This window comes from Glycocaulis sp., from assembly GCF_051859565.1.
Lineage (GTDB): Bacteria > Pseudomonadota > Alphaproteobacteria > Caulobacterales > Maricaulaceae > Glycocaulis.
In genome coordinates this window covers 129,295-150,944 of sequence record NZ_JBHYFK010000002.1, presented here as the reverse complement: position 1 = coordinate 150,944, position 21,650 = coordinate 129,295, and the positions used below count along the sequence as shown (strand labels likewise).

Sequence of the window (21,650 nt, the reverse complement as noted above, 5' to 3'; positions counted from 1 at the left end):
CAGCTCACGAAGGCTCCGGCATCCGCACCCGGACACGGGTGCGGGCGCTGCGCCCGGCCTCGTCGACGACTGTCAGCTCGTAAAAGCCCGGCCCTTGCGGCTGCCACAGGGATTGCCCGCCTGCATCGAGCGCCACCGGCACGCCGCGCTGATACCAGCGCAGCGGGCCGCTGCCACGCGCCGACAGGGCAAATCCGCGTCCCGGCTCATCGGCCCACACTTCTGCGCCATCGGGCGGGAAAACGATGTCAGGGCCGGACACACCCCGGTCAAAGCGCGCCAGCGGCCCTGTGGCGTTCCTGGCTACAAGACTGTCTGTGCGCGACGCAACACCAGACGGATCACGCCGCGCGATGACATCAAAAATGTCGAACAGGGCAGGCAGGGCGGCCTGCCGCCCACTCTCGCCGGGGCGCGGCGCGCCATCGGCCCGGCCTACCCAGACCACAACCGCGTAATTGCCCGACACGCCCGCCGCCCAGGCATCGCGAAAGCCGTAGGAGGTGCCGGTCTTGTAGGCGATGGCGGGCGCGCCGCTGGTCAGGCGAGCGGGCATGCGCCCTGGCGGAGCGGGAGAGCGCTGCAGCACATCGACAAGCGTCGCTGCAGCCGAGCGGTCCAGCAGGCGGAAGCCCCGGCTTTCCCGATTGGCCTCAGCCGCCTCCGGTGTCCAGGCAAGCGGCAGCGCCTCGCCGCCTGCGCCCAGCGCCGCAAACATCACCGCGATCTCCTCTGCCGTGATGCCAAGCCCGCCGAGCGCGATGGCGAGCCCGGCATCGCCTTCGTTCGAGCGCGGGACAATGGCGCGTCCTCCCGCAAAGCTCATGGCGGCGAGAAAGCGGTTGGCCCCCACCGCGTCGAGCACCTGCACGGCGGGCACGTTGAGCGAATGCTGCAGCGCCTCGGCAATGGTCACATCGCCCCGGAAGCTGCGGTCGAAATTCTCCGGATTATAGTCGGCAAAGCGGCGCGGCAGATCGGCGATGCGCGTGCCGGGCCCTGCCAGCCCGTCCTCGAACGCCAGGCCATAGATGAAGGGCTTCAAGACCGAGCCCGGCGAGCGCGCACGCCGCGTCAGATCAATCCAGCCGCCCGGCCTGTCACGCCCGGCAGACCCCACCGCCGCGCGCACTTCACGCCCGTCGAGCGACACGATCAGCGCAGAGGCCTGAACATCGGGTCCGGCCTCGTTTGCCAGCGTCTCCAGACGCGTCTCCAGCGCGCTCTGAAGGCGGATGTCGATTGTGGAGCGCACCTCCCCGCCTGCACGAGCCAGATGCTGCGAGGCATGCCAGGCGCGCGCCGGGAAGGCGCGGCGCACTGGCGCCGGTTCTTCTGCCGCATCCGCCGCCCGGTCCGCACTTATCAGGCCAGCGCGCTCCATACGGGCGAGCAGCCGCGCACGCGAGGCCATCGCCGCATCGGGGCGCAGATCGGGACGCCGCGCTTCGGGCGCCTGCGGCAGGGCAATCAGAAGCGCAATTTCATCCGGAGTGAGCACATCCGGCTCATGCCCGAACCACGCCCAGCTGGCCGCGCGCACGCCCTCCAGATTGCCGCCATAGGGCGCGAGCGTCAGCCAGGCTTGCAGGATTTCATGTTTGGAATAGCGCCGCTCCAGCTGGATGGCGCGCACCATCTCTAACAGTTTTGCACCAATCGTCCGGCGCGGGCGCGGCTCCAGCAGGCGGGCCGTCTGCATGGTGATCGTCGACCCGCCCGACACGATCCGCCCGGAGCTGACGAGGGAGCCAACCGCACGCGCCATCGCCAGTGGATCGACGCCGTGATGGGAATAGAAGCGCTGGTCCTCGATCTCGATCAGGGCGGCGCGAAACGCCGGATCAACGGCTTCAGGATCAACCGGCAGACGCCAGCGTCCATCCTCGACCGGAAAGGCACGCAAGGCCCGCCCCTCCCGGTCTGTCACCAGCGCGGAAACCTCCGGCATGAGCGGGGGTGGCAGGGCATGATCGAGACCTGCCAGCAAGACGCCAGCAGCGAGGAGCGAGGCGAGCGGCACGCTCGCCCGCCTCAGCCCTATCGCCAGCCAGCCAGCCATTACGGGCGGATCGTGACCTGCCCGGCCTCAGAGCGGGCAAACACGTCCGGCCGGTACATGTCTTCCACCACCGTGCCGGGCTGGACAAATTGCCCCGGCGTGACGGCGCGGACCATATAGGCCACCCGCACCGCATCGCGCCCGCGCGTATTGATGGCCGCGATGAAGCGGTCATCACGTGCTTCGGCAATTTGCGTGGATGCCAGATCACCAAGGAAGGCATACGGCCCGGTCTCGCCCGCATCGCCTGCGCGCAGAATGCCCTCGATCTCGAAGCCCGCGGGCAGGAGATCAGCCACAATCAGCGGCATGGCGCGGGTCTGTTCAGGCGTGATGGTCAGGCTGACAATGATCTGGTCACCGCGCCTGATTGCGGCGGTGTCGATAGCATTGCCGCGCCGGTCAGTGAGGGAGCGCTCGACACTCACGCCTTCGGAGGCCGTGTCAGGCGCTTCCACCGGTACGCCGCGCGCAAAAGCCGTCACCCAGACCGGCTGCTGGCCGCGATTGGTCAGCTCCCGGCCCTCACTCAGCTCATCGGCATCCAGGGTGACAGACCGATCTTCCAGCGGCGCACCGCCCCATTCCAGCGACAGGTTTTGCGCGTCTCCGGCAAAGGCACGCGCCGCCATCAGCACATGGGCCTGTTCCTGCGTGGTCATGCGGGTGGGTTCGGGCAGGTCACGCGCCAGACGCGCCAGCAGGCCCTCCACGCGGTCTTCAATGCCTGCCTCGGCGACCAGAGCCGTCACGCCGGCCAGATCACGCACCGGCGTCTGATACCAGTCACCGGCATTATTGTAGCCGAGCACCGAGATGGCGCTGTCAAAGGCGCTCACCGCACGGGCGCGGTCGCCAATGGCGGCCAGCCCGGCCCCGATATGGGCGCGCGCCAGCGGGCTTTCGATCCGGCCAAGCATTTCATCATGCAGATAGCGAAGCCGCGCCCGGTCTCCCCGGCCCGCACGGGCCAGAAGGTAGGCGGCATAGGCGCTGCTGCGATGATTGATCCGGTCTTGCGTATCGCGGCTCCAGCGCGGATCGGGTGCGCTGGTGTCATAGCCATAGGCCTGCCACAGATCACCGCGCGCCACCGGCACCAGCGCATCAAGCGCGCGTGTCAGCGCCGCACGCGGCACGCTGTAACCGGCTTCTGCAGCCCGCATCAGGAAGTCGGTGGAATACGCACCCAGCCAGGGCGATGCCTGCCCGTCGCCAATGCGCCACAGGCCGATAGCGCCATCCTCGCTCTGGCGGGCCAGCACCGATTCCACCGCACGGCGCACGATATCGTCGGCGTCCGCTGGTGCATCCGCGCCCGACAGCCCGGCCATCTGCCCGGCATAGAGCAAGGGCAAGGCCCGGCTCACCGCCTGTTCGGTACAGCCATAGGGATAGCCCGACAGCGCCTCGTAGATCGCGGCCACATCGATGGGTGTTGCGGCGACGGAGAGGCGTAACGCCCCGCTGCCCGGTGCAAATGCGCCAAGCGCATCGGCTGGCGGTTGCCAGGTTTCGCCCGGGCGCAAGGTGCGCCGCGTGATCGATGTCATCGGCAGGAAGGCTGAACGCACCTCTATCGGGTATTCATGCACCACCGCCTCGCCATCCGGCCCGGTGACAGAGAGCGAGAGCTCTGCAATCCCCGGCGAGGACGCGGCAGAGAGCGCCACGGCGCGGTCGGTCCGTTGCCCGGCGGGCAGGCTTTGCGTGAAGGTAGCGTCAGCAAAGCTGACAGGACCGTCCGCGCTCAGCGCCACCGCATAATCACCCGGCGCGCCATCGATATTGTCCATGGTCAGCGTGGCCGACGCCGTATCGCCCGGTGCCAGGAAGCGCGGCAGGATCAGCTCTGAGGGCACATCATCGCGCACGGTCAGGGGCTGGCTCGCCGAGCCAATCCCGCGATCCGACCAGGCCACCGCCATCAGGCGCAGCTCGCCATTGAAGTCCGGAATATCGAAGCTCACTTGCGCGCGGCCCTGCCCGTCAAAGCGTACAGGCCCGGAGAACAGGGCGACGGTGCGGGTCGGCACCACGGACAGGCCTGCAGCCCCGATCTCGTCACCGCCAGAGCGCACCGGCGCTGCCGGTCCCTGATTGGGGTCGAGCAGGCGGCCATAATCATCGAGCAGGTCAACGCCGAGGCGCGCCTTGCCGAAGAACCAGCTTTCCGGGTCGGGCGAGGCAAAGCCCGTCAGCAGCAATATGCCCTCATCGACGGCAGCCACCGTCACATAGGCCTGTTCGCGAGCCGGGCCGTCACTGGCGGTAATCGTGAAGTCAAAGCGTTCGCGCGGATTGATCCGCTCCGGTGCATCCAGTGTCAGCTCGAATGTGCGGTCCTCGACATTGACCGGCACGTGCAGCACGCCCACGGCGCGGCGCGGGGTGGGGCGCGTCACCGCATCACGCGGGGTAAAGACCGACACCATCACATAGGCGCCTGCGCCCCAATCGGCGGTGACGGGCAACTCCACTTCGGTGGCACCCTCGCCCACTTCCAGTGTGCGCGAGAGAATGACCCGGTCGGTCGCCACCACCAGCTCGGCTTGCCCTGCATAGGGGGCAAAGATGGACACTCGCGCGGTCTCGCCAGTTTGCGGCGCTGCAGACGGACCGGACAGACGCACGTGGTCAGGGGCCGCCTCGCCATCTTCGGGGCGTCCGCCATAGCCCGACCAGAAGCCGAAGCTCGCCAGATCCGCGCCATCAGCCGAGACGATGAGGGTGTAATCACCCCAGTCGAGCGAGGGCGTCTCGACGATGGACGGGTTCTCGCCATCAAGGCGCACAAGGCCGGATTCAATCGGCACGACGCGCTGCGAACGCCGCCAGCGCCAGTCGCCATTATCGGTGCGGTACCAGTCATACTGCCAGTCAGTACGGATCAGGCGCCAGTCCGCTTCCATCGCCAGCGCCGCGCCATCTGCGCCGACACCGATCACGGACAGGCGCGTGGACTGGCCACGGCGCACGGTGTCGTCATCGCCTGCCATGCGGATGCCGACATAGCGGTCGCGCGGCCGGTAGGGGATGCGCACATCATCACTGACAGCGCGCCCGCCGGGCTCTTCCACGGTGATGATCGCGCGCGCCCGCAAGGGCAGCGAGGAATCGCGCCCTGCCCGGCCCGGCGCAACCGGCATGGCCGCATTGCCCTGCCCGTCTGTCATGGTATCGGGCAGATCGATCACCTCCTCGGCGAAGCGCTCGTCATGCCTGCCAAAGCGGAAGCCGGAAAACTCCGGGAAAGGGTTGGGATCAGGCTGTATGCGGGCCGTGCCACGAAGCTGCAGGCCAGCCCCCGGCGCGCCATAGAGGAAGCGCGTGAAGGTCTCCACCATGCGCGTCTGACCGGCCCGGATCGGCGTGTCTGTATCGGCGGTCAGCGTCAGCGCGACGCGTTGCGGCACAAAGTCCTCGACAGACAGGCTCTGGCTCGCCACCTCGCCCACACCGTCCACGCTGACGGCGAGCCGCCAACGGCCACGGGCCGCTTCGCGCGGCAGCTCAAAGTCATGGAAGATCGCGCCAGCCTGCGCGGCGCGCTCAAAACGCACCTCCGCATGGGCGAGGCCATTGGGCGCATAAAGCGTGATCGTGCCCGGCCGGTCAGAGAGAGCCCGGCCTTCGCTGTCGCGGATCATCGCCGAGGCATGAATTGTCTCACCCGGACGGTAAATGCCCCGGTCCAGCCAGATGAAGCCATCCGCGCCCTCGGCGCGGTTACGCCCGCCAACCGGCTGGGCGGAGAGATCGACCGGCGCCCGGGCAAGGTCCAGCACGGCGAAATCACCGTCCGGGCCATAGGCCATAAGGAGGCGCGGCGCATCGCCTTCCCGGCCCGACACCAGCGCCTCGCCAAAGCGCACGCGCCCGCGCTCATCGCTGCGCGCGGTCGCCAGCACCTCGTTGGAGCGGGCAATCAGCTGCACCTCGACACCAGCCTGCGGCCGGGCGCTCTGCAGGGAGCGGACAATCGCATCAATCCCGTCACGCCCGCGATAGGCGGTGAAAGCCAGATCAGTCACGATCAGCCAGCGGGCCGCACGGGCATATTCGCCATAGCGGTCGGTATCGATCTCGGCGAGATTTTCCGCGCGCAGGAAGTACGCGCCGGGGCGCAGACTGCCGATGGTTTCGGCCAGCGGAAACACCGTCGTGGTCATGGCGTTCGCATTGCCGGGTGTATCCATCTCGCCCTGCCAGACCGGCGATCCGGCCTCGCCCGGCTGTTCTTCGGAACCCAGCCAGTACCAGTCGCCAGACGCGGCATTGAACCCGGAAATGATCTGGCGAAAGGCGAGTGCCCGGTCGGTCACGCGCGTCACGGTCACGCGCACGGCATCGACATTGACGGTCTCGATGGCCACGCCATCAGCGTCCACACGCGGCAGGATCACGCCCGTACCGGCAAAGCCGACATAGGCCGGACGCGAGGCAAAGCTCAGCGTATCTCTCTCTTCGGCTTCAAGGCGGCGCCCATCGGCAGACGGCAGGCCTTCGCGCAGGATGAGGGTGCGCGTCTGGCCGAAGCTAAGCCCGCCAATGCACAGGCGCTGGCCATCGACATTGAGAGCGACCGGCTCGTCCACTTCGACATAGGCGCTGTAATCCGTATCGGGATCGAGGGGACCGGAGAAGGTCAGGCACAGGCGCGGCGCATCACCGTCGATATCGGCCGCGTAGCGCAGATATTCAAAACGGTCAGAAACCTCCGGTGTGGCGCGCGGTGCGTCGGCAGAGCGTGATTGCAGGGCAGGGCCTTCATCGCGTGAAGCAGGGGAAGGATCATCGCCGCAACCGGCCAGGGCGAGCGCGCCGGCGAGGCCCGCCAGAACCGCCACCCGCCGCAAGGACACGGCACCCGTCCGACAAATATTTCCCGTACTCATCCCCATGGCCTGTCCTCCCTGCCTGCCCGCTAAGGGCGCCGCACTCTTGCATGGCGGCGGCGGGAATTCACCCCTCAATGGCAAATTTCCAAAGGATGAAAAACTACCTGCTCCAGCTGGTCAGATTGGAAAGCCCTCTGACGGTAGCGGCAGCACGTAGCCTTTCAGCCTTTGTGTCTCGATCAGATCCTCGCCGACGACCGCGCGGATCGAACGGCGCAGCCGGGCCACCGCCACGTCGATGACATTGATCTGCGGCGGCAGGTTGGGAAAGTCGGTCCAGACCTCGGCCCACAGCGTGTCGCGGCTGACGGGCGTGCCTGCGCGCTCTGCTAGCAGTTTCAATATGTTGAACTCCTGCGGAGACAACGGAATGTGCGCGCCTTTCCAGTGCGCCGTGCGCGCCTTGACCCTGACCTCAAGCCCGCCGAGCACGATCACCTCCGGGTTGGCCACAAAGCCTGCTCGCCGCGCCAGCGATTTCAGCCGCGCACGCAGCTCGGCAGCATCAAACGGCTTGGCAAGATAGTCGTCCGCACCGGCCTCCAGCCCTTCAACGCGCTGATGGGTCTGACCCAGACTGGACAAGACCAGCGCCGGTGCAACCACGCCCATATCCCGCAATCGGGCAAGCAGTTGGAGGCCGTCCGTGCCGTCGGTCTCGATCACCCGGTCGATGACCAGCACATCGACGGCGCTGGACGCCGCGCGCGCAAGTGCCTCCCTGCCGGTTGCCACGCGCTCAAGCGACCAGTCCGGCTCGGCGCTCACCGCCTGGGTGGCCTTGTCAGCCCACACATCTTCATCCTCGACCATCAGGATCTGCATCTGGATTCTCCCCGGATCTGCCTGGTCAGCAGGCTGGTTGTCAGAACGGCCCGCCAGACGCATCGGCGAACGCTGCATGGTCAGGCGCATGCGCTGTCGCCCCCTCGTCCAGCGCCAGCGCAATATAGCGGGGCGCATCGTCACCGCCACGCAATACCCGCAAGGCGACCTGGCGGCGGGCAAGCATGAGGCGGACCTGCGCCTCGTCAGCATCGGTTATGTCCGTCGCGCCAATCGCCAGAACGGCGTCACCCTCGCGAAGGCCCGCCTGCGCGGCCGGGCTGCCGGGCACGACCGAGGCCACCTGCACACCGGCTCCTTCGCTGGCGGCAAAGCTGATCCCGTAGCCACGGCGGCTAACAGGCTCAAAACCCAGATCGCGGCTCGCCGCCAGATCCTGATTATCCGGCCTTCTGTCCAGCCAGACCTCCACCCGGTAGCGCGCCTGACCGTCATGCAGGCTTAGCGCCGCGCGCTCGCCCGGACGCGCCAGCAAAAGCGCGCGCGCCAGATCACGCGGCGTCGACATATCAATCCCATTGACCGCCAGCAGCGTCTGCCCGGCACGGATGCCGGCTCCGGCAGCGGCCGAGTCAGGATCAACAGCCTCTATCAGCACGCCTTCCCCGCTCTGACGTCCCATCGCGCTGGCCAGCGGGCCATGCAGGGCACGCACGGTCAGCCCCAGATAGCCACGTTCCAGCTGTCCGCGCTCTATCAGCGTCTCGGCAACCTCCCGGGCAATGCCTGACGGAATGGCCAGCGATATGCCGACATTGAAAAACGCTTCCTGCGGAATGGCTGTATTGACCCCGACCACGTGCCCGTGGCGATCAAGCAGCGGCCCGCCGGAATTGCCGGGATTGAGCGCGGCATCGTGCTGGATATAGCCAACCGGATCGGCCCCGTCATAGGCACGTGCAAAACCGCCCACGACGCCGGAACTCACCGACAGGTGAAAGTCCAGCGGCGAACCCACGGCCAGAACCGGCGCACCAAGACGCAACGCGCTATCATCTCCCCACTCCAGAACCGGCAAGTCTGCCTGTACCCGCAACAGGGCCAGATCGGTCAGCGGATCGGCGCCAATCAGTTCAGCGCCCACCCGCCGCCCATTGGCAAGGCGTGCCTCGATCCGGCGCGCGCCGGACACGACATGGAAATTGGTCAGCACATAACCGCCCTGCGCTACCGCAAACCCCGAGCCGGAACGCCAGGACCAGCCGGTCTGGTCTTCTGCGCTATTGCGCGCGCCCTCTTCCCCGGCCTCGTTCATCACCATGACAGGCCGGCTGACCGAACGCTCGGCATACACGGTGACCACCGAGCGGATGACGGCTTCGCCGCCTTCAAACGGCGCAGAACCCGGTACTTGCGTCTCCGCTGCGGGCGCTGCTGCCTGGCCGGGCCGCCAGCCTGCGTTCAGCTGGGCAACCGCCAGCAGGGCCGCAAGGAGCGCGGAGGCGATCAGGGCGCGCGTGGTGGAATAAGGCATGAGAGGCTCCGGCATGTCTCAGCGCAAATCTTGGCGGCACGGCGCGCACGCAGCTACTTACAAGCCCTGTCAGAAAGCAAAGACGCGGGCAAGCGGCATTCCTGACAAAGACGGACATACTTTTTTTGGCGCTTTTCCAGCCCTGAACAGCGGGCTAGGACTGATCAAGGCAGCAGGAAAAGCGTCCCGGACCGGGCACTGTCGAACACTGAACACCTGTTGGCGAATGCGGATAAAATGTCATTACAGGAGTAAACCAAATGAAACTGTCGTCTTTGCTTGCTGCGACTGCAGCGATCGCCCTGACCGGCTCTGTCATCGCCCAGGATGCTGACGAGACCGGCACCAACTTTGCCGAGGACCAGCGCAGCGAGGAAACCACCGGCGTCGAGCTGCTGGCCCTGTCGCAGGAGCTTTATGCCTACGGTGTGGATGCCCGCGACCCGCTCGCCGTCATCGTGGCAGCGCGCATCCGCCAGGGTGTGGATGTCGAGGAGCGTGAATACGAGATCGCCGAGCAGGGCGGTGAGCCTGAAGAGGCCGAGATCGAGTTCGCGTCTGCGGCAGACATGCTCGATGAGGCGCGCGTTCTGGCCCGCGGCGACGAAGCGCTTGCCGGCCTGATTGCCGAAGTGGAAGCCGATGCTGCCCGTGGCCGCGTCGGTGGGCCGGGCCGCGCTTCAGGCTGGGTCGGCGCACGCAGCACCACCAGCTACAACATCACCTTCCGCGGGGGCGAGCGCGCCGCCGTCTGGGCCAACGGCCCCGGCCGCACGGATCTCGACATGTATGTGTATGACAGCAACGGCAATCTGATCTGCCGCCATATCGACTATTCCGACCGCATGTCCTGCTTCTGGACGCCGCGCTGGACCGGCACCTTCACCGTCCAGGTCCGCAATCTGGGCAATGTCGGCGTCAGCTACAACATGGTGACCAACTAGCGTCCCGGGACCTGTCCGGCCTTCCGGACGCTCCCGCCGGAAGCTGGCAGTACGGACGGCGCGGCGGCCATATGGCCGCTCGCCGTCCGCTCGCCGTTTTGGGCATTGCGGCAAGCACATGGCTGTCGGCCTTTGTCAGAAAACATATGCTCGCGGCCAGTGCCTGCGCCGCGCTAGGGTCACGGGAACAATGCAGCAGGGGATGCAAGGCTGATGCTTGGCACGGCAATACGCTTCATCACGGTTCTGGCAGGTCTGATGGCCCTTGGAGCGGCAGCTCTGGCTGACACCCCCCAGCGCCACGCCCTGCTGATCGGGGCTTCGGGCTATGACGAGGACCGGATCGGGCCGGGCGTCGAATTGCTGGGGCCGCGCAATGATGTGGCGCTGATGATCCGTGCGCTGCGCGCCTATGACGTACCCGATGCCAACATGCTGGTGCTCGCTGACGGGCTGGAGCAGACGGGCATTGATTTTACCGCCCAGGGCGATCCCAACCGCAATGAGATTCTGGCGGCGTTCGAGGCCATGCTGGAGCGCGCCCGGCCCGGCGATGAAGTTCTGGTGTATTTTTCCGGCCATGGTTCGCGCCAGCCCCAGCCAGAAGGCGCAGCTGTGCCGGAGGCCAACGGCTTTGACGAGATATTCCTGCCGCTGGATATCGGTTCCTGGGAGGGCGCTCAGGGCGACCGGCAGGCTGGCGTGCGAAATGCGCTGATCGATGATGAAATCGGCGAATTTCTCGATGCCTTGAGAGCGCGCAATATCTTCGTCTGGCTGGTGGTGGACACCTGCCATTCGGGGGGCGCGAACCGGGGCGCGGGGCCAGGCGGCGAGTTCCGCACCCGCGCCGTCACCGAGGACATGCTGGGCATTCCGCTGGAGGCCCGCACCGAAGCCGAACAGCGCGCGCAGACGACACGCTCAGGAACAAGTTCGCCGCGCCCTGATGCCTCGATTGCACTGGGAGAAGGCGGTTTCGTCGCCTTCTACGCCGCCCATTCCGGCCAACTCGCCCTTGAAGGGCTGATGCCCAAGGTTGGCGCAGCAGAAGCGCGTAATAATTTCGGCGTGATGACCTTCCACATCGCCAACGGCCTGCTGGCAGGCGGCGTGGCGAGCTATCGCGACCTCGCCTACCGCGTCCTCTCCGGATACAATGACTGGGGTAGCCGGGCGCCAGCGCCCCTGTTCGAGGGCGATCTTGACCGCGCGCTGCTGGGCCAGGGGGGTGCGATGCGCTCTCCGCAATGGCATGCCCGGTTTCTGGCCCGCGACACTGCCGAGATCGAGGCCGGCTTTCTGGAAGGCGTTGGCGAAGGCGCCGTGTTCGAGATCATCGTGCGCGACCCGGACACACAAGGCCCCCACCCCTCCTTCCCCGGACCCTATTTCGTCGAGGCGGTAGACGTAGGACAGACCGCGACCCGCGCCGTCCTGACCGCCTTCGAGAACAACGAGGCGGCTCGCGCCCTGCCCGGACGTACCGCCTATATGACGGCCCGGCTGGCCGACCCCGGCGTGCGCCTGTCGCTTTCCGTATCGGTGGAAGAGGCAAGCTTGGATGTGAATGCGCGCGAGCAGACAGCCCTTGAGGCACTCGCCCGGCTGGCGCAGGCCAACCCGGAAACGCTGATCGCGCCCATAGATTTCCGTGATCCCGGCGAGCCTGCCGACGTGCGTATCCGCGTGCAGGATGACGCCATCTGGCTATTGCGCGGCGAGCCCGACATCATCGCGACTGGCCGCGAGCGCTCCGCGCATATCGCTATTGACGACACATCAACCGCCGATGCGCTGATGAGCCAGATTGAGGGTGAACTGCAGAAGCTGGCCCGGGTCCGCAACATCCTCAATGCCGCCAGCGCCCTGCAAGGGGCTAACGGGCTGGAAAACCTGCGCCATGAGGCCTTTGTCTGGCGAGCCACCCCGCCGCGCCTGACCGCCAGTGCCCGTGCGGCCGATGACTGGGCCTGCTCCCTGCCCGACCCGTCCGCCATTCCAGCCGGTGCGGTATCCTTTGAAGAGCTCGGCACCAGTGATCTCAACGCGCTGGAACTTGGCCATTGCGACATCGTCTATATCCGCCTGACCAATACGGGCAGCCGGGCGATCGACGTCACCCCGCTCTATATCGATAGCCAGGCAGGCATTTACCGCCTGCCCTTCCTCGGCGCCAGCACGTCCACCCGCATCGAGCCGGGAGAGCAGCCGCGCATAGTGTGGGCCGGGCTTCGTACCTTTGACTGGACGAGCGGCTATCCGGCAAGTGCGGGCCTGGAACGGCTTGTCCTGCTGGCGGTGGAGCGCGAGCCGGACGCGGCGATCCCGATGGATTTCAGCTTCCTGACACAAGCCAGCCTCAGCCGGTCCGCCGATGCCGCCGTGAACGATGCACAGCGATCCCCTCTCGGCCAGCTGATGAGCATGGCCGCCTTTGGCGGCGCTGCCACCCGCAGCGCGCGCGCACGCCCGGCTCTCGATGCGCAGGCCGGCACCATACTGTTCCAGTGGCGGCTGATCCCGCCGGGCGGGGAAAACTGAAGCGATGTACAAAGCACTCCTTGCCAGTGCGCTGATAGGACTGTCACTGGCTTCCGCCATCCCGGCCCACGCCGGCACGCTCAGCGCTGCCACGCTCCAGCAGGCGAACATTCCCCCGCAGGACATAGCCGCGATTGAGCGCCACAACGCCGCCGCCGAAACTGCCTTCCGGGAAAGCGATTTTCGTACCGCCACGCGCGAGTTCGAGGCCGCCTTCCTGATCTATCACCGCCATCTGGGACTCGATCATCCCTTGTCTGCGGTGGCAGGCGCCAATATGGGCATGGCCATGCTGGGTCAGGGCCGGTTTGCCGAAGCGCTCGAAGTGCTGCAGGTCGCTGACGAGATCCTCGCCGAGATTGATCCGGGGAATACCCGCCGGCCGGGCATTCAGCGCGCGATCGGGATGGCCCGCGACCGCCAGAATCCCGGCGCACCGGCCGGCGCGCCGCCTGCTCCCGGGCCGCAGCATCAGCCTGCGCCCGCGTCTGCTGGTGTCAGCGCCAGCGCTGGCAGCAACTCGCTCGACGGCCTCAACAATGCAGCCGTCACGGCCTATCAAGCGGGCGATTATGCTAGTGCGGAGACCGGCTTCCTGCAGGTGCTTGCCGCCCATGAAGAGGCAGGCTCCGGGCGCAGCGAAGGCGCAGGCGTCGCCTGGGTCAATCTGGCCGAGGTCTATAACCAGACCCGCCGCCACCCCGACGCGCAAAACGCTCTCACACGCGCCCGCGCGATTTTCGAGGCCATCTCCCCTTCTCACCGCTATCTGGCAGTGGTGGAGAATAATCTCACCTCCGTTCAGCGCCATCAGGGCGGACCGGAGGCAGCACTTGCCGGCTACCAGTCCGCGCTGGAGCGCATGCGCTCCATTTTCGGCGCCGACCATCCCAACACCGCCGCAGCCATGGGCAATCTCGCCAGCGCCTATCTCTCGCTTGGCCGCCCTGCAGAGGCGCGTCCCCTGCTGGAAAACGCCCTGGCGATCGAAACAGCCGCCTATGGCGAGGGCGCGCCGGAAAGTGCCGACATTGTCAGCGGGTTGGGGCAGGCCTATCTGGACCTTGGCCGCTACGAGGACGCGATACATTTCCAGCAGGACGCGCTTGCCGCGCTGGAAGGGGCCGCCACAGCCAATCCGCGCCACGTGGCCACCCTGCGGCAACGTTTGGGCAGGGCCTTGCAAATGGCGGGGCGTGCGCGCGACGCCGAACCGCTATTGCAACAGGCCCTGTCAGAGAGCGAAGCGGCGTTTGGCTCGGGCACTTCCCAGACTGTTTCCGCGATGAGCTTTCTGGCGTCGGCCCTCTTCGATCAGGGCCGCTATCAGGAGGCGGAAAGCCTGCAGAGGCGCGCCCTGTCAGAGGCACAAGGCCTGGATGATGCCGGGCGGGCAGCCATTATTGGCGCGCTGGAAAGCAATCTGGCGGGCAGCTTGCGCATGCTTGGCCGTCTGGCTGACGCCGAAACGCTGTACCGGGCTTCGCTGGCCGCAGCAGAAGCGGAGGGCCAGCCGCTTTCCATCGCCATGAGCCTTGAGAATCTTGCGGGGTCCATCCGTGCACAAGGACAGCTGGACGAAGCCTCGGCGCTACAGGTGCGCGCCCTCGGCCTGTATCGCGAAACGCTGGGCGCCAATCACCCGGAGGCCGTGCGCGCCTTTGCCAATGCGGGAACGACGCTGGGCCTTGCCGGTGATTATGAGGGCGCGGAAAGCCTGATGCGCGGCGGGCTGGATGGCCTGACGGGACGTGTCCCGGAAACCCATACCGCTCTTCTCGTCGCGCGTGCGAACCTCGCCTGGCTGTTCCTGCGGCATATGAACCGTCCCGCCGAGGCGCTGCAACTCTATCGCACGGCCTCCAGATCCATCGTCAGCGCCGCGCTGGATGGTGCCCAATCGGCCAGCACCGACACCGCAGCCAGCGCGCTCATCGTGCGCCGCAACGACATGTTCCAGCTCCACACAGAAGCAGCCTGGGCCGCTGCACACAATGAAGGGTAATTTCATGCTGACCCGCCCCATATCGAACTTCGTCCGCACCCTTCTGGCATCGACCTGCCTTGCCGGGGCGGCCTTTACCAGTGCAGGCTTTGCGCAAGGGTCTGACGCCTGCCCGGAAGGCTCGATGGAGTACGCCTGCCTGCGGGCCGAAGGCTATTGGGCCGCCCAGTGGGCAATCCAGACCTCGGCAGCACGCGCACTCTCGCAGGTCGGGGCCCGCTTTGCCTCCGGTGACGACGCGCTGGGCCTGCTTGTCGCCGAGCGCCGCCGCATGGCGGACCAGCGCAACGCCGCCGAACGCGCCCTCTATGAAGCCCTTGCCATTACCGACCCGGCTTCGCGTGAGGAGGCCACGGCCACGGCGCGCAGCGCGCTGGATACCGCCTCTGGCCGCCTTGGCGAAATCGACGCCACATTGTCGCGCGACTTTCCTGAATACGCCCAGCTCACCAGTCCCCAGCCGCTATCGGTCGAGGCGACGCAGGCCCTGCTGCGCGCTGACGAGGCCCTCATCCTGATCCTCGCCGGTGACCGCTCCACCTTCGTCTTTGCGATTGACCGGGACGGTATCGACTGGGCGCGCGTCGAGGTAACAGCAGCCGAGCTTGGCGAGGCGGTGGACCTGTTGCGTCAGGGCGTCGATCTCGATCACGGGCGGGGCCCCTGGAACGCTGTGGCCGTACAGACCAGCAGCGCCGCCGCAGGCCTGCCCGTGTTCGACCGGCAGGCCGCCTTCCAGCTCTATCAGCAGCTTCTGGCGCCAATCGAAGCGCGCCTTGAGGGCAAGGCGCATGTCTATGCCATCCCCTCCGGCGCGCTTTCCAGCCTGCCGCTCGCCTTGCTGGTCACAGAGCCGCCATCAGGCGCAGACAGCGACGTGGACGCGCTGCGCCAGACCGCCTGGCTGGGACGGCGCTATGCCATGACCGTGCTGCCCTCACCGGCTTCCTTGCGCGCGCTGACGCGTTTCGGGGCAAGCCGCGCCTCTGCGCCCTTCCTTGGCGTCGGTGATCCCTGCATTGGCGCGCGCGCCGGTGCTGGCTGTGAACGCGCACCGGCAAGTTCCGGCCCGCAGCAGCGCGGCGGCGGCACACGCGGCGTGTTCAATGCCAGCGCGTCCACAGACGGCGTATTTCTGGCTGATGTCGAGGCGGTGCGTGCCTTGAGCGCCCTGCCCAATACCCGCCCCGAACTCATCGCGCTGGCAGAAGCCTTTGGCGCGCAACCGAGCCAGGATCTGCTGGTCGGCGACGGAGCAACCGAAGCCAATCTGCGCAGCACGGCCGACCTGTCGAACCGGCAGGTCATCGCCTTTGCCACGCATGGCCTGATCGCTGATGAGCTGCCCGGCCTGACCGAGCCGGCTCTGGTCCTCACCCCGCCTGCACAGGCCAGCGAGGGCGATGACGGTCTGCTGACGGCCTCCGAGATCGCACGCGACCTGACGCTGGATGCCGACTGGGTGATCCTCTCGGCCTGCAATACGGCAGCACCCGGCGGCGCAGGCGCGGATAGTCTGTCAGGCCTTGCCAGCGCCTTCTTCTATGCCGGCGCGCGGGCCCTGCTGGTCTCGCACTGGGTTGTCGATGACGCCGCCGCGCGGCGCATCACCACCGGCACACTCTCGGCGATGAACGCCGATCCGTCAGCGGGGCGCGCAGAAGCGCTGCGTCAGTCCATGCTGTCCATGATGGATGACCCGCAGTTTGCGCATCCGGCGATGTGGGCGCCCTTCGTGCTGGTCGGGCAGAACCGCCCGGCGGAGTGATGGGGGACCTGGAAAGCGCCTGCTTGTTGTCTCCCCCCGCCTGCGGGGGGAGTGGTCCGAAGGACCGAGGGGGGGGGATTTTGAAAAGAAAAGTGGGGGGGCCGTGCACGGGGGGTTTGTGGGCCCCCCCCCGGGGGGGGGGGGGTGGGGCCCGCCGCCCGGGGGGGGGGGGATTTTGAAAAGAAAAGTTTCCCCCCTCCGTCAGCTGCGCTGACACCTCCCCCGTAAACGGGGGAGGACATCCCGCCACCAAACCCCTGCCGTCAGCCTCCCGTCAGCCGGGCGATCAGCTGGCGGACATCGTCCAGCCGGCCGGCAATCGCCGTTCCCGACAGGGCCGCAGCGCTCTGCAGCAACTCCATCGGTTCGCCATCACCGCCGCGGCGCAGGGCGGTGATGGAGTATTTGAACACGTCCGGCTCGCAACGGCCGCCGGTTTGCGGGGCCACCGCGTAGAACTGTCCCAGCTCACCTGTATTGGTGTGCAGGATGCAGCGCTCTTCCGGGCTCAAGGACAGCCATATCAGCGCCCGGAAATCGTCCATGGCAGGGCCGGCATAGTCCGAATGGCCAAGCCCGCGCCCGCCTGCCGCCGTGGTGTCCACCGTGCTGAGGCCTGCAACCACGACCGGGTAGGGCGGGCTGGAATCGCCAGCACGCGCATTGCCGCCATTGATCCGGCGCGACAGCAGCAGGGCGCGGTCACGGCTGGAGGCATACAGCGTCATGCCGCTGGCCAGATGATCGATGCGCGGCAACAGGTCCATGAACTCCTCAGCATCCACGTCCGGCGAGGCCCATACGACCTGATCAAAGAGCGGTTCGGGCGGGTTGGGATAGGTGTCGGCCAACTGATCAAGGGCGCGCGCCAGAAAGCGGTTGCCCATCGAATGCGCGACGATATGGATGCGGTCCGCATTCGCGCCATTCATGAGCAGGTAGAGATAGTCCACAAGGTCACGGATATTGGCGTCATTCACCTCGCGCCCGTCGGCAAGATAGCCCAGCAATGACGCCCGCGACGGCCAGGAATAGAGCGCTGGCACCCCGTCAATCTCCAGATCGACTGCGAGCTGCGCTGCACGCTCCGCCGCGCCGCGAAAGTCTGAATTGAAGCCGTGAATGAAGACGAGCAGCTCGCGCCGCTCTGATGCATCCATCGCCGTGCCGAGCGCGCGGGTGAAGACATAATCGTCAGCAAAGGGCTCCACGCGTTCAAGGATGAAATAGCCTGCCCGGTACTGGTCCAGATCACCGGGATAATCACGCCTGCGCGGGATCGAGCCGACCTCACGATTGCGCGGCACCGAGACGGTGACTACGCCCAGATCCAGCGGCGCTGCCGTAACCCCGTAGAAGGCGTTGGGATCCTCAGACCCCGTACGCACCCGGTTGGTCCCGTAGAACACCGGCACGATTACATGGTCTGCATCGGCACCCGCGCCGGGATCGCGCGTCAATGCCTCCTCGTCCTCGCGGGCAATGCGCGCGCGCAGGACGGCGAGCTCGGCCTGCGCGCCTTCAAGGCTGTGCGCTGCTCCCGCCCCGGACGCCGCCGCCTCGACAGCCAAGGCTGTCTCCATCAGGTAGAGGAAGTCGCGCGCCCGCAAGGCGCCCGCCTCCTCCAGCACCGCATAGGCTTCATCGAGAATTTCGCGCGCCCGGTCGAACCGGCCCTGCGCCATCTCCATCCTTGCCTCGTTGATCAGCCCATGCGCCCACGCGCCTTCAACCCTGTCGGCAGAGGCAATCAGCGTACGCGCCGTTTCGTAGGCACTGCGTGCGCGCGCGACATCGCCGCACTCCGCCTGCCAGTCCGCAAGGTCAAAATAAAGCGCGACCTGCTCTGAAGGCTCCAGCTCCAGCGCCGCCAGATCAAGCGCCTCGACACGCTCCGGATCGACCTCACAGCCCTGCCCGAACGCGGCGCCATGCCATGTCAGCATGGCCGCACCGGCACACATCACCACCAGTATTCTCATCTGCACCGATTACCCCGTTTTCAGAGCAAGCCTTGCCCGTGAGAAAGTCTTAGGCAGGAAATACGGGCTGTCGAGCAACATGCATAAAGCCTGTCTGTCTTTGTCAGGCTGGAGGCAAGGCAAGTATTTGCCAGCTGGCGCGCGCCACGCAATCATGGGCAGGCTGCGGGTGCGCTAGGGGGAGGTACCGGCTTATGGCATGTCACCATTTCATGATCTGGGCACTGGGACTTGTCCTGCTGGCCGCACCCGGCCTTCAGGCTCAGGAGACGCCGCCACCGCTTGCCCCGTCGATTGTCCAGGCTGATGCGCGCGCCCTGATTGAGGCCGCGGAAGCCATCGACATGGAGGAGGACCCTGCCGGGGCCCGCGCCGCATGGCAAAGCGCCTACGATACGGCCCTCACGCTTGAAGGCGTAGCGCAGACCGACCGTGCCGCCATCCTCAACCAGCTCGGTTCGGCAATCTTCTATGCTGGCGGGCGCGAGGAAGCGCTTGGCCTCTTCCGTGAGGCCGCCAGCGTTTTCGAGGCTGCCGGCCCGGACTATCTCGAGCCTCTGGAGCAGGCGCTTGGCAATGTCGCCTCCATCCTTGGCACGCTGGGCCGGCTGGACGAAGCCGAAACGGCCACCCGCGACGTGCTCGCCATCCGCCAGCAGCTCTACCCCGAAGATCACGTCCAGATCGCCCGCTCCTATTTTGAACTGGGCTCGATACTGAATGCGCGTGGCGAGCTGAACGATGCCATCGAGCTGGTCGAGCGGTCGCTGCGCATCCGCGAGACAGTGCTGGAAGAGGGCCATCCTCATATTGCGATGACGCAGGTGAGCCTGGCGGCGATCCTCATACGCGCCTACCGCTTTGCCGACGCCGCCGAGCTGTCACGCCGCGCCGCAGAACAACTCGAGGCCAGCCTGCCGCCCGGCCATCCCTTTATCGGGTTTGCCCGCTCCAGCTATGCCGGCGCGCTCAATGCGTGGGGCCGCTACGAGGCGGCTGAGCCCTTGCTGCGGCGTATTCTGGAAGACAGGCGCGCCAGCCTTGGCGAGGCGCACCCACAAGTCGCCGACACGCTCAATAATCTCGGTGTGGCCCTGTTTGGTCAGGGCCGTTCAGCCGAGGCCCGGCCATTATTCCTGGCGGCGCGCGATATCTACCGCAATGCGGCCGGTGCCGAGTCCATCGAGGCGGCCCGCATGCAGATGAACGCCGCCGACACGGCCTTTGCGCTCGGTCAGTATGATGCTGCCCGCACGGAATGGCTGGATGTGCTGGGCGTGTTCGACGCCGCCGGGACGTCAGGCCCGGACAGGATCAGGGTTCTAGCCGAGCTGGCGGCACTGGAGGCGATGGACGGCAATCCGGCGCAGGGCAGGGACTATATCGCCGATGCGCGGATGCTGGCCGCCGACTATCTGCCCGAAGGCCATGAACGCCGCCATGAGCTGGCGATAGACGAGGCATGGATATCGGCCATGGATGGCGGCACCTTGCAGATGGTGCCCCGCGAAGTACAGGCCGCCATGACGGCCCTCTCCGGCGATCTCGATCTGGCAGATATCGACAGTGCGCGGGACATGGCGCGCACCCGCCAGCGCGCCTTCCGCCGCGCCCTCGACATCGCCTTCGCCGCTGGCGATACGCAAGCCGCCCTGCGCTACATGCAGATGGTACACGCCACAGGGCTCGCACTCGCCGCCGAGGCCACCGCCCTGAGGGTCAGCAGCAGCGGCGCGCAAACAGCAGACCTTGTCCGCGCCCGGCAGGACAGCTGGCGCGCCCTGCGCCTGGCCGAGGAAAACTATGTCCGCGTCCGCTCTGCCAGCGCATCACCCGACCCGCAGACACTCGCCGCAGCCCGCGACGCCTACGAGATGGCGCGGACAGCGATGAGCGGACTGTCACCGGACGGCGATCACGCCCAAGGGCTGGAGACGCTCACCCTCGAAACCGTGCAGCAAATGCTCGGTGCGGGAGACCACATCATCGCCTTCGCCTTCACGCCCGCTGGCGGGGTCAGCCTGCGTATCGGGCAATCGGACCTGGTAATGGACCGGCTGGCGATTGACCGCGATGCAGCACAATCAGCACTGGCCATTTTGCGCCCCGCGCTGGAGGCTGGCGCCGCAGCCGGGGTGGCCCGGCCATTCCCGGCGGACGAGGCTCACCGTCTCTATGGAGGCGTTTTCACCCCCCGTCTGACAAACGGACTGGAAGAGGAGGCCGCGCTGTTCGTTCTGGCTGATGGCCCCTACCGTTCCATCCCCTTCCCGGTATTGCTGACCGGAGAGCCGTCCCGGCCGTTGGACAGCGAGGCGGCCTATGCCGGCGCGCCCTGGCTGATCGCGCGCCATGCGGTGACCACGCTGGCCACCCTTTCTGCGCTGCGCCAGCGCAATGACGGGCCGGGCAGCGCCGAGCCCTATCTGATCGGCTTCGGGGCTCCGGTCTTCTCCGGTGACACCGGGGCAGAGCCTGTCACGCTGGCCGCGCTGACGCGTAGCGCAAGCGAAGAAAGCGGTCAGGCCCTGTCCTCCCTTGCACCGCTGCCCGGCGCGCGTGCGGAGCTGGAAGAACTGGCCCGGCTCTTTGGCGAAGGCCGGGCAGACATAAGGCTGGGCGTCTGGGCCACGGAGACGGCCGTCAAATCCGCCGACCTTAACCGCGCCAGCGTTCTGGTGTTCGCCACTCACGGCCTGTTGCCCGGTGAGCTGGAGACGGTGCTGGAGCCTGCCCTCGCCTTCACGCCGCCCGCACAGCCCGACGCGCTTGATGACGGCCTGCTCACCGCGTCTGAAATTGCCGGCCTGCGGCTGGATGCGGACTGGGTCGTGCTGTCGGCCTGTAACACCTTCACCGCTGACGGCACCGCCACGGCCCCGGACCGGCTCGCGCAGGCCTTCCTCTATGCCGGCGCACGCAGCCTGCTTGTGTCCCACTGGACGGTGCGCGACGACGCGGCGGCCTACCTTACCGCCCAAACCGCCAGGCGGGCACTGGCAGGTGAGGCAAGGCCGCAAGCCTTTCGCGGCGCCATGCTGGAACTAATGCGCAACGAGGCGATACCGGGCAGCGCCCATCCAGGCGTCTGGGGCCCCTTCGCCCTGATAGGCCGGTAGCCGGC

Annotated in this window: 10 protein-coding genes; 5 read left to right on the top strand and 5 right to left on the bottom strand. The window is 66.9% G+C overall.

Going from position 1 to position 21,650, the window contains the following annotated elements:
• Positions 1-4: 4 nt before the first annotated feature.
• From pbpC to ACTIGC_RS03185, 4 genes are all read right to left on the bottom strand, one after another.
• A complete protein-coding gene (gene pbpC, locus ACTIGC_RS03200) occupies positions 5-2,062 on the bottom strand; it encodes a penicillin-binding protein 1C (protein WP_439633043.1) in 2,058 nt (685 codons plus the stop codon).
• The gene (locus ACTIGC_RS03195) at positions 2,062-6,927 is read right to left on the bottom strand and encodes an alpha-2-macroglobulin family protein (protein ID WP_439633042.1); all 4,866 of its coding nucleotides are present in this window, start codon (positions 6,925-6,927) and stop codon (positions 2,062-2,064) included. The genes pbpC and ACTIGC_RS03195 overlap by 1 nt, the downstream gene beginning before the upstream one ends.
• Positions 6,928-7,080: 153 nt before the next feature.
• Positions 7,081-7,788, bottom strand: coding sequence for a response regulator transcription factor (locus tag ACTIGC_RS03190; RefSeq protein ID WP_439633041.1), 708 nt, complete (start codon positions 7,786-7,788; stop codon positions 7,081-7,083).
• Between the two features lie 40 nt (positions 7,789-7,828).
• Positions 7,829-9,283: a trypsin-like peptidase domain-containing protein gene (locus ACTIGC_RS03185; RefSeq protein WP_439633040.1), complete on the bottom strand. Its 1,455-nt coding sequence runs from the start codon at positions 9,281-9,283 to the stop codon at positions 7,829-7,831.
• A 260-nt stretch (positions 9,284-9,543) separates the two neighbouring features.
• Here ACTIGC_RS03185 and ACTIGC_RS03180 point away from each other — a divergent pair, with 260 nt between their 5' ends.
• The 4 genes from ACTIGC_RS03180 (at position 9,544) to ACTIGC_RS03165 (ending at position 16,544) form a co-directional block, all read left to right on the top strand.
• Positions 9,544-10,227: a hypothetical protein gene (locus tag ACTIGC_RS03180; RefSeq protein WP_127568566.1), complete on the top strand. Its 684-nt coding sequence runs from the start codon at positions 9,544-9,546 to the stop codon at positions 10,225-10,227.
• Between the two features lie 213 nt (positions 10,228-10,440).
• On the top strand, positions 10,441-12,771 hold the full coding sequence (locus ACTIGC_RS03175) for a caspase family protein (protein ID WP_439633039.1): 2,331 nt from the start codon (positions 10,441-10,443) through the stop codon (positions 12,769-12,771).
• A 4-nt stretch (positions 12,772-12,775) separates the two neighbouring features.
• The gene (locus ACTIGC_RS03170; RefSeq protein ID WP_439633038.1) at positions 12,776-14,776 is read left to right on the top strand and encodes a tetratricopeptide repeat protein; all 2,001 of its coding nucleotides are present in this window, start codon (positions 12,776-12,778) and stop codon (positions 14,774-14,776) included.
• A 4-nt stretch (positions 14,777-14,780) separates the two neighbouring features.
• Entirely contained in the window at positions 14,781-16,544 is a 1,764-nt protein-coding gene (locus tag ACTIGC_RS03165; protein WP_439633037.1) for a CHAT domain-containing protein, read from the top strand.
• A gap of 263 nt (positions 16,545-16,807) precedes the next feature.
• Here ACTIGC_RS03165 and ACTIGC_RS03160 read toward each other — a convergent pair whose 3' ends face one another.
• Complete coding sequence (locus ACTIGC_RS03160; protein WP_439633036.1) at positions 16,808-18,526, bottom strand: alpha/beta hydrolase; 1,719 nt, start codon at positions 18,524-18,526, stop codon at positions 16,808-16,810.
• Between the two features lie 212 nt (positions 18,527-18,738).
• On the opposite strand from ACTIGC_RS03160, the gene ACTIGC_RS03155 reads away from it, so the two are divergent.
• The gene (locus ACTIGC_RS03155) at positions 18,739-21,645 is read left to right on the top strand and encodes a CHAT domain-containing protein (protein ID WP_439633035.1); all 2,907 of its coding nucleotides are present in this window, start codon (positions 18,739-18,741) and stop codon (positions 21,643-21,645) included.
• Positions 21,646-21,650: the final 5 nt, after the last annotated feature.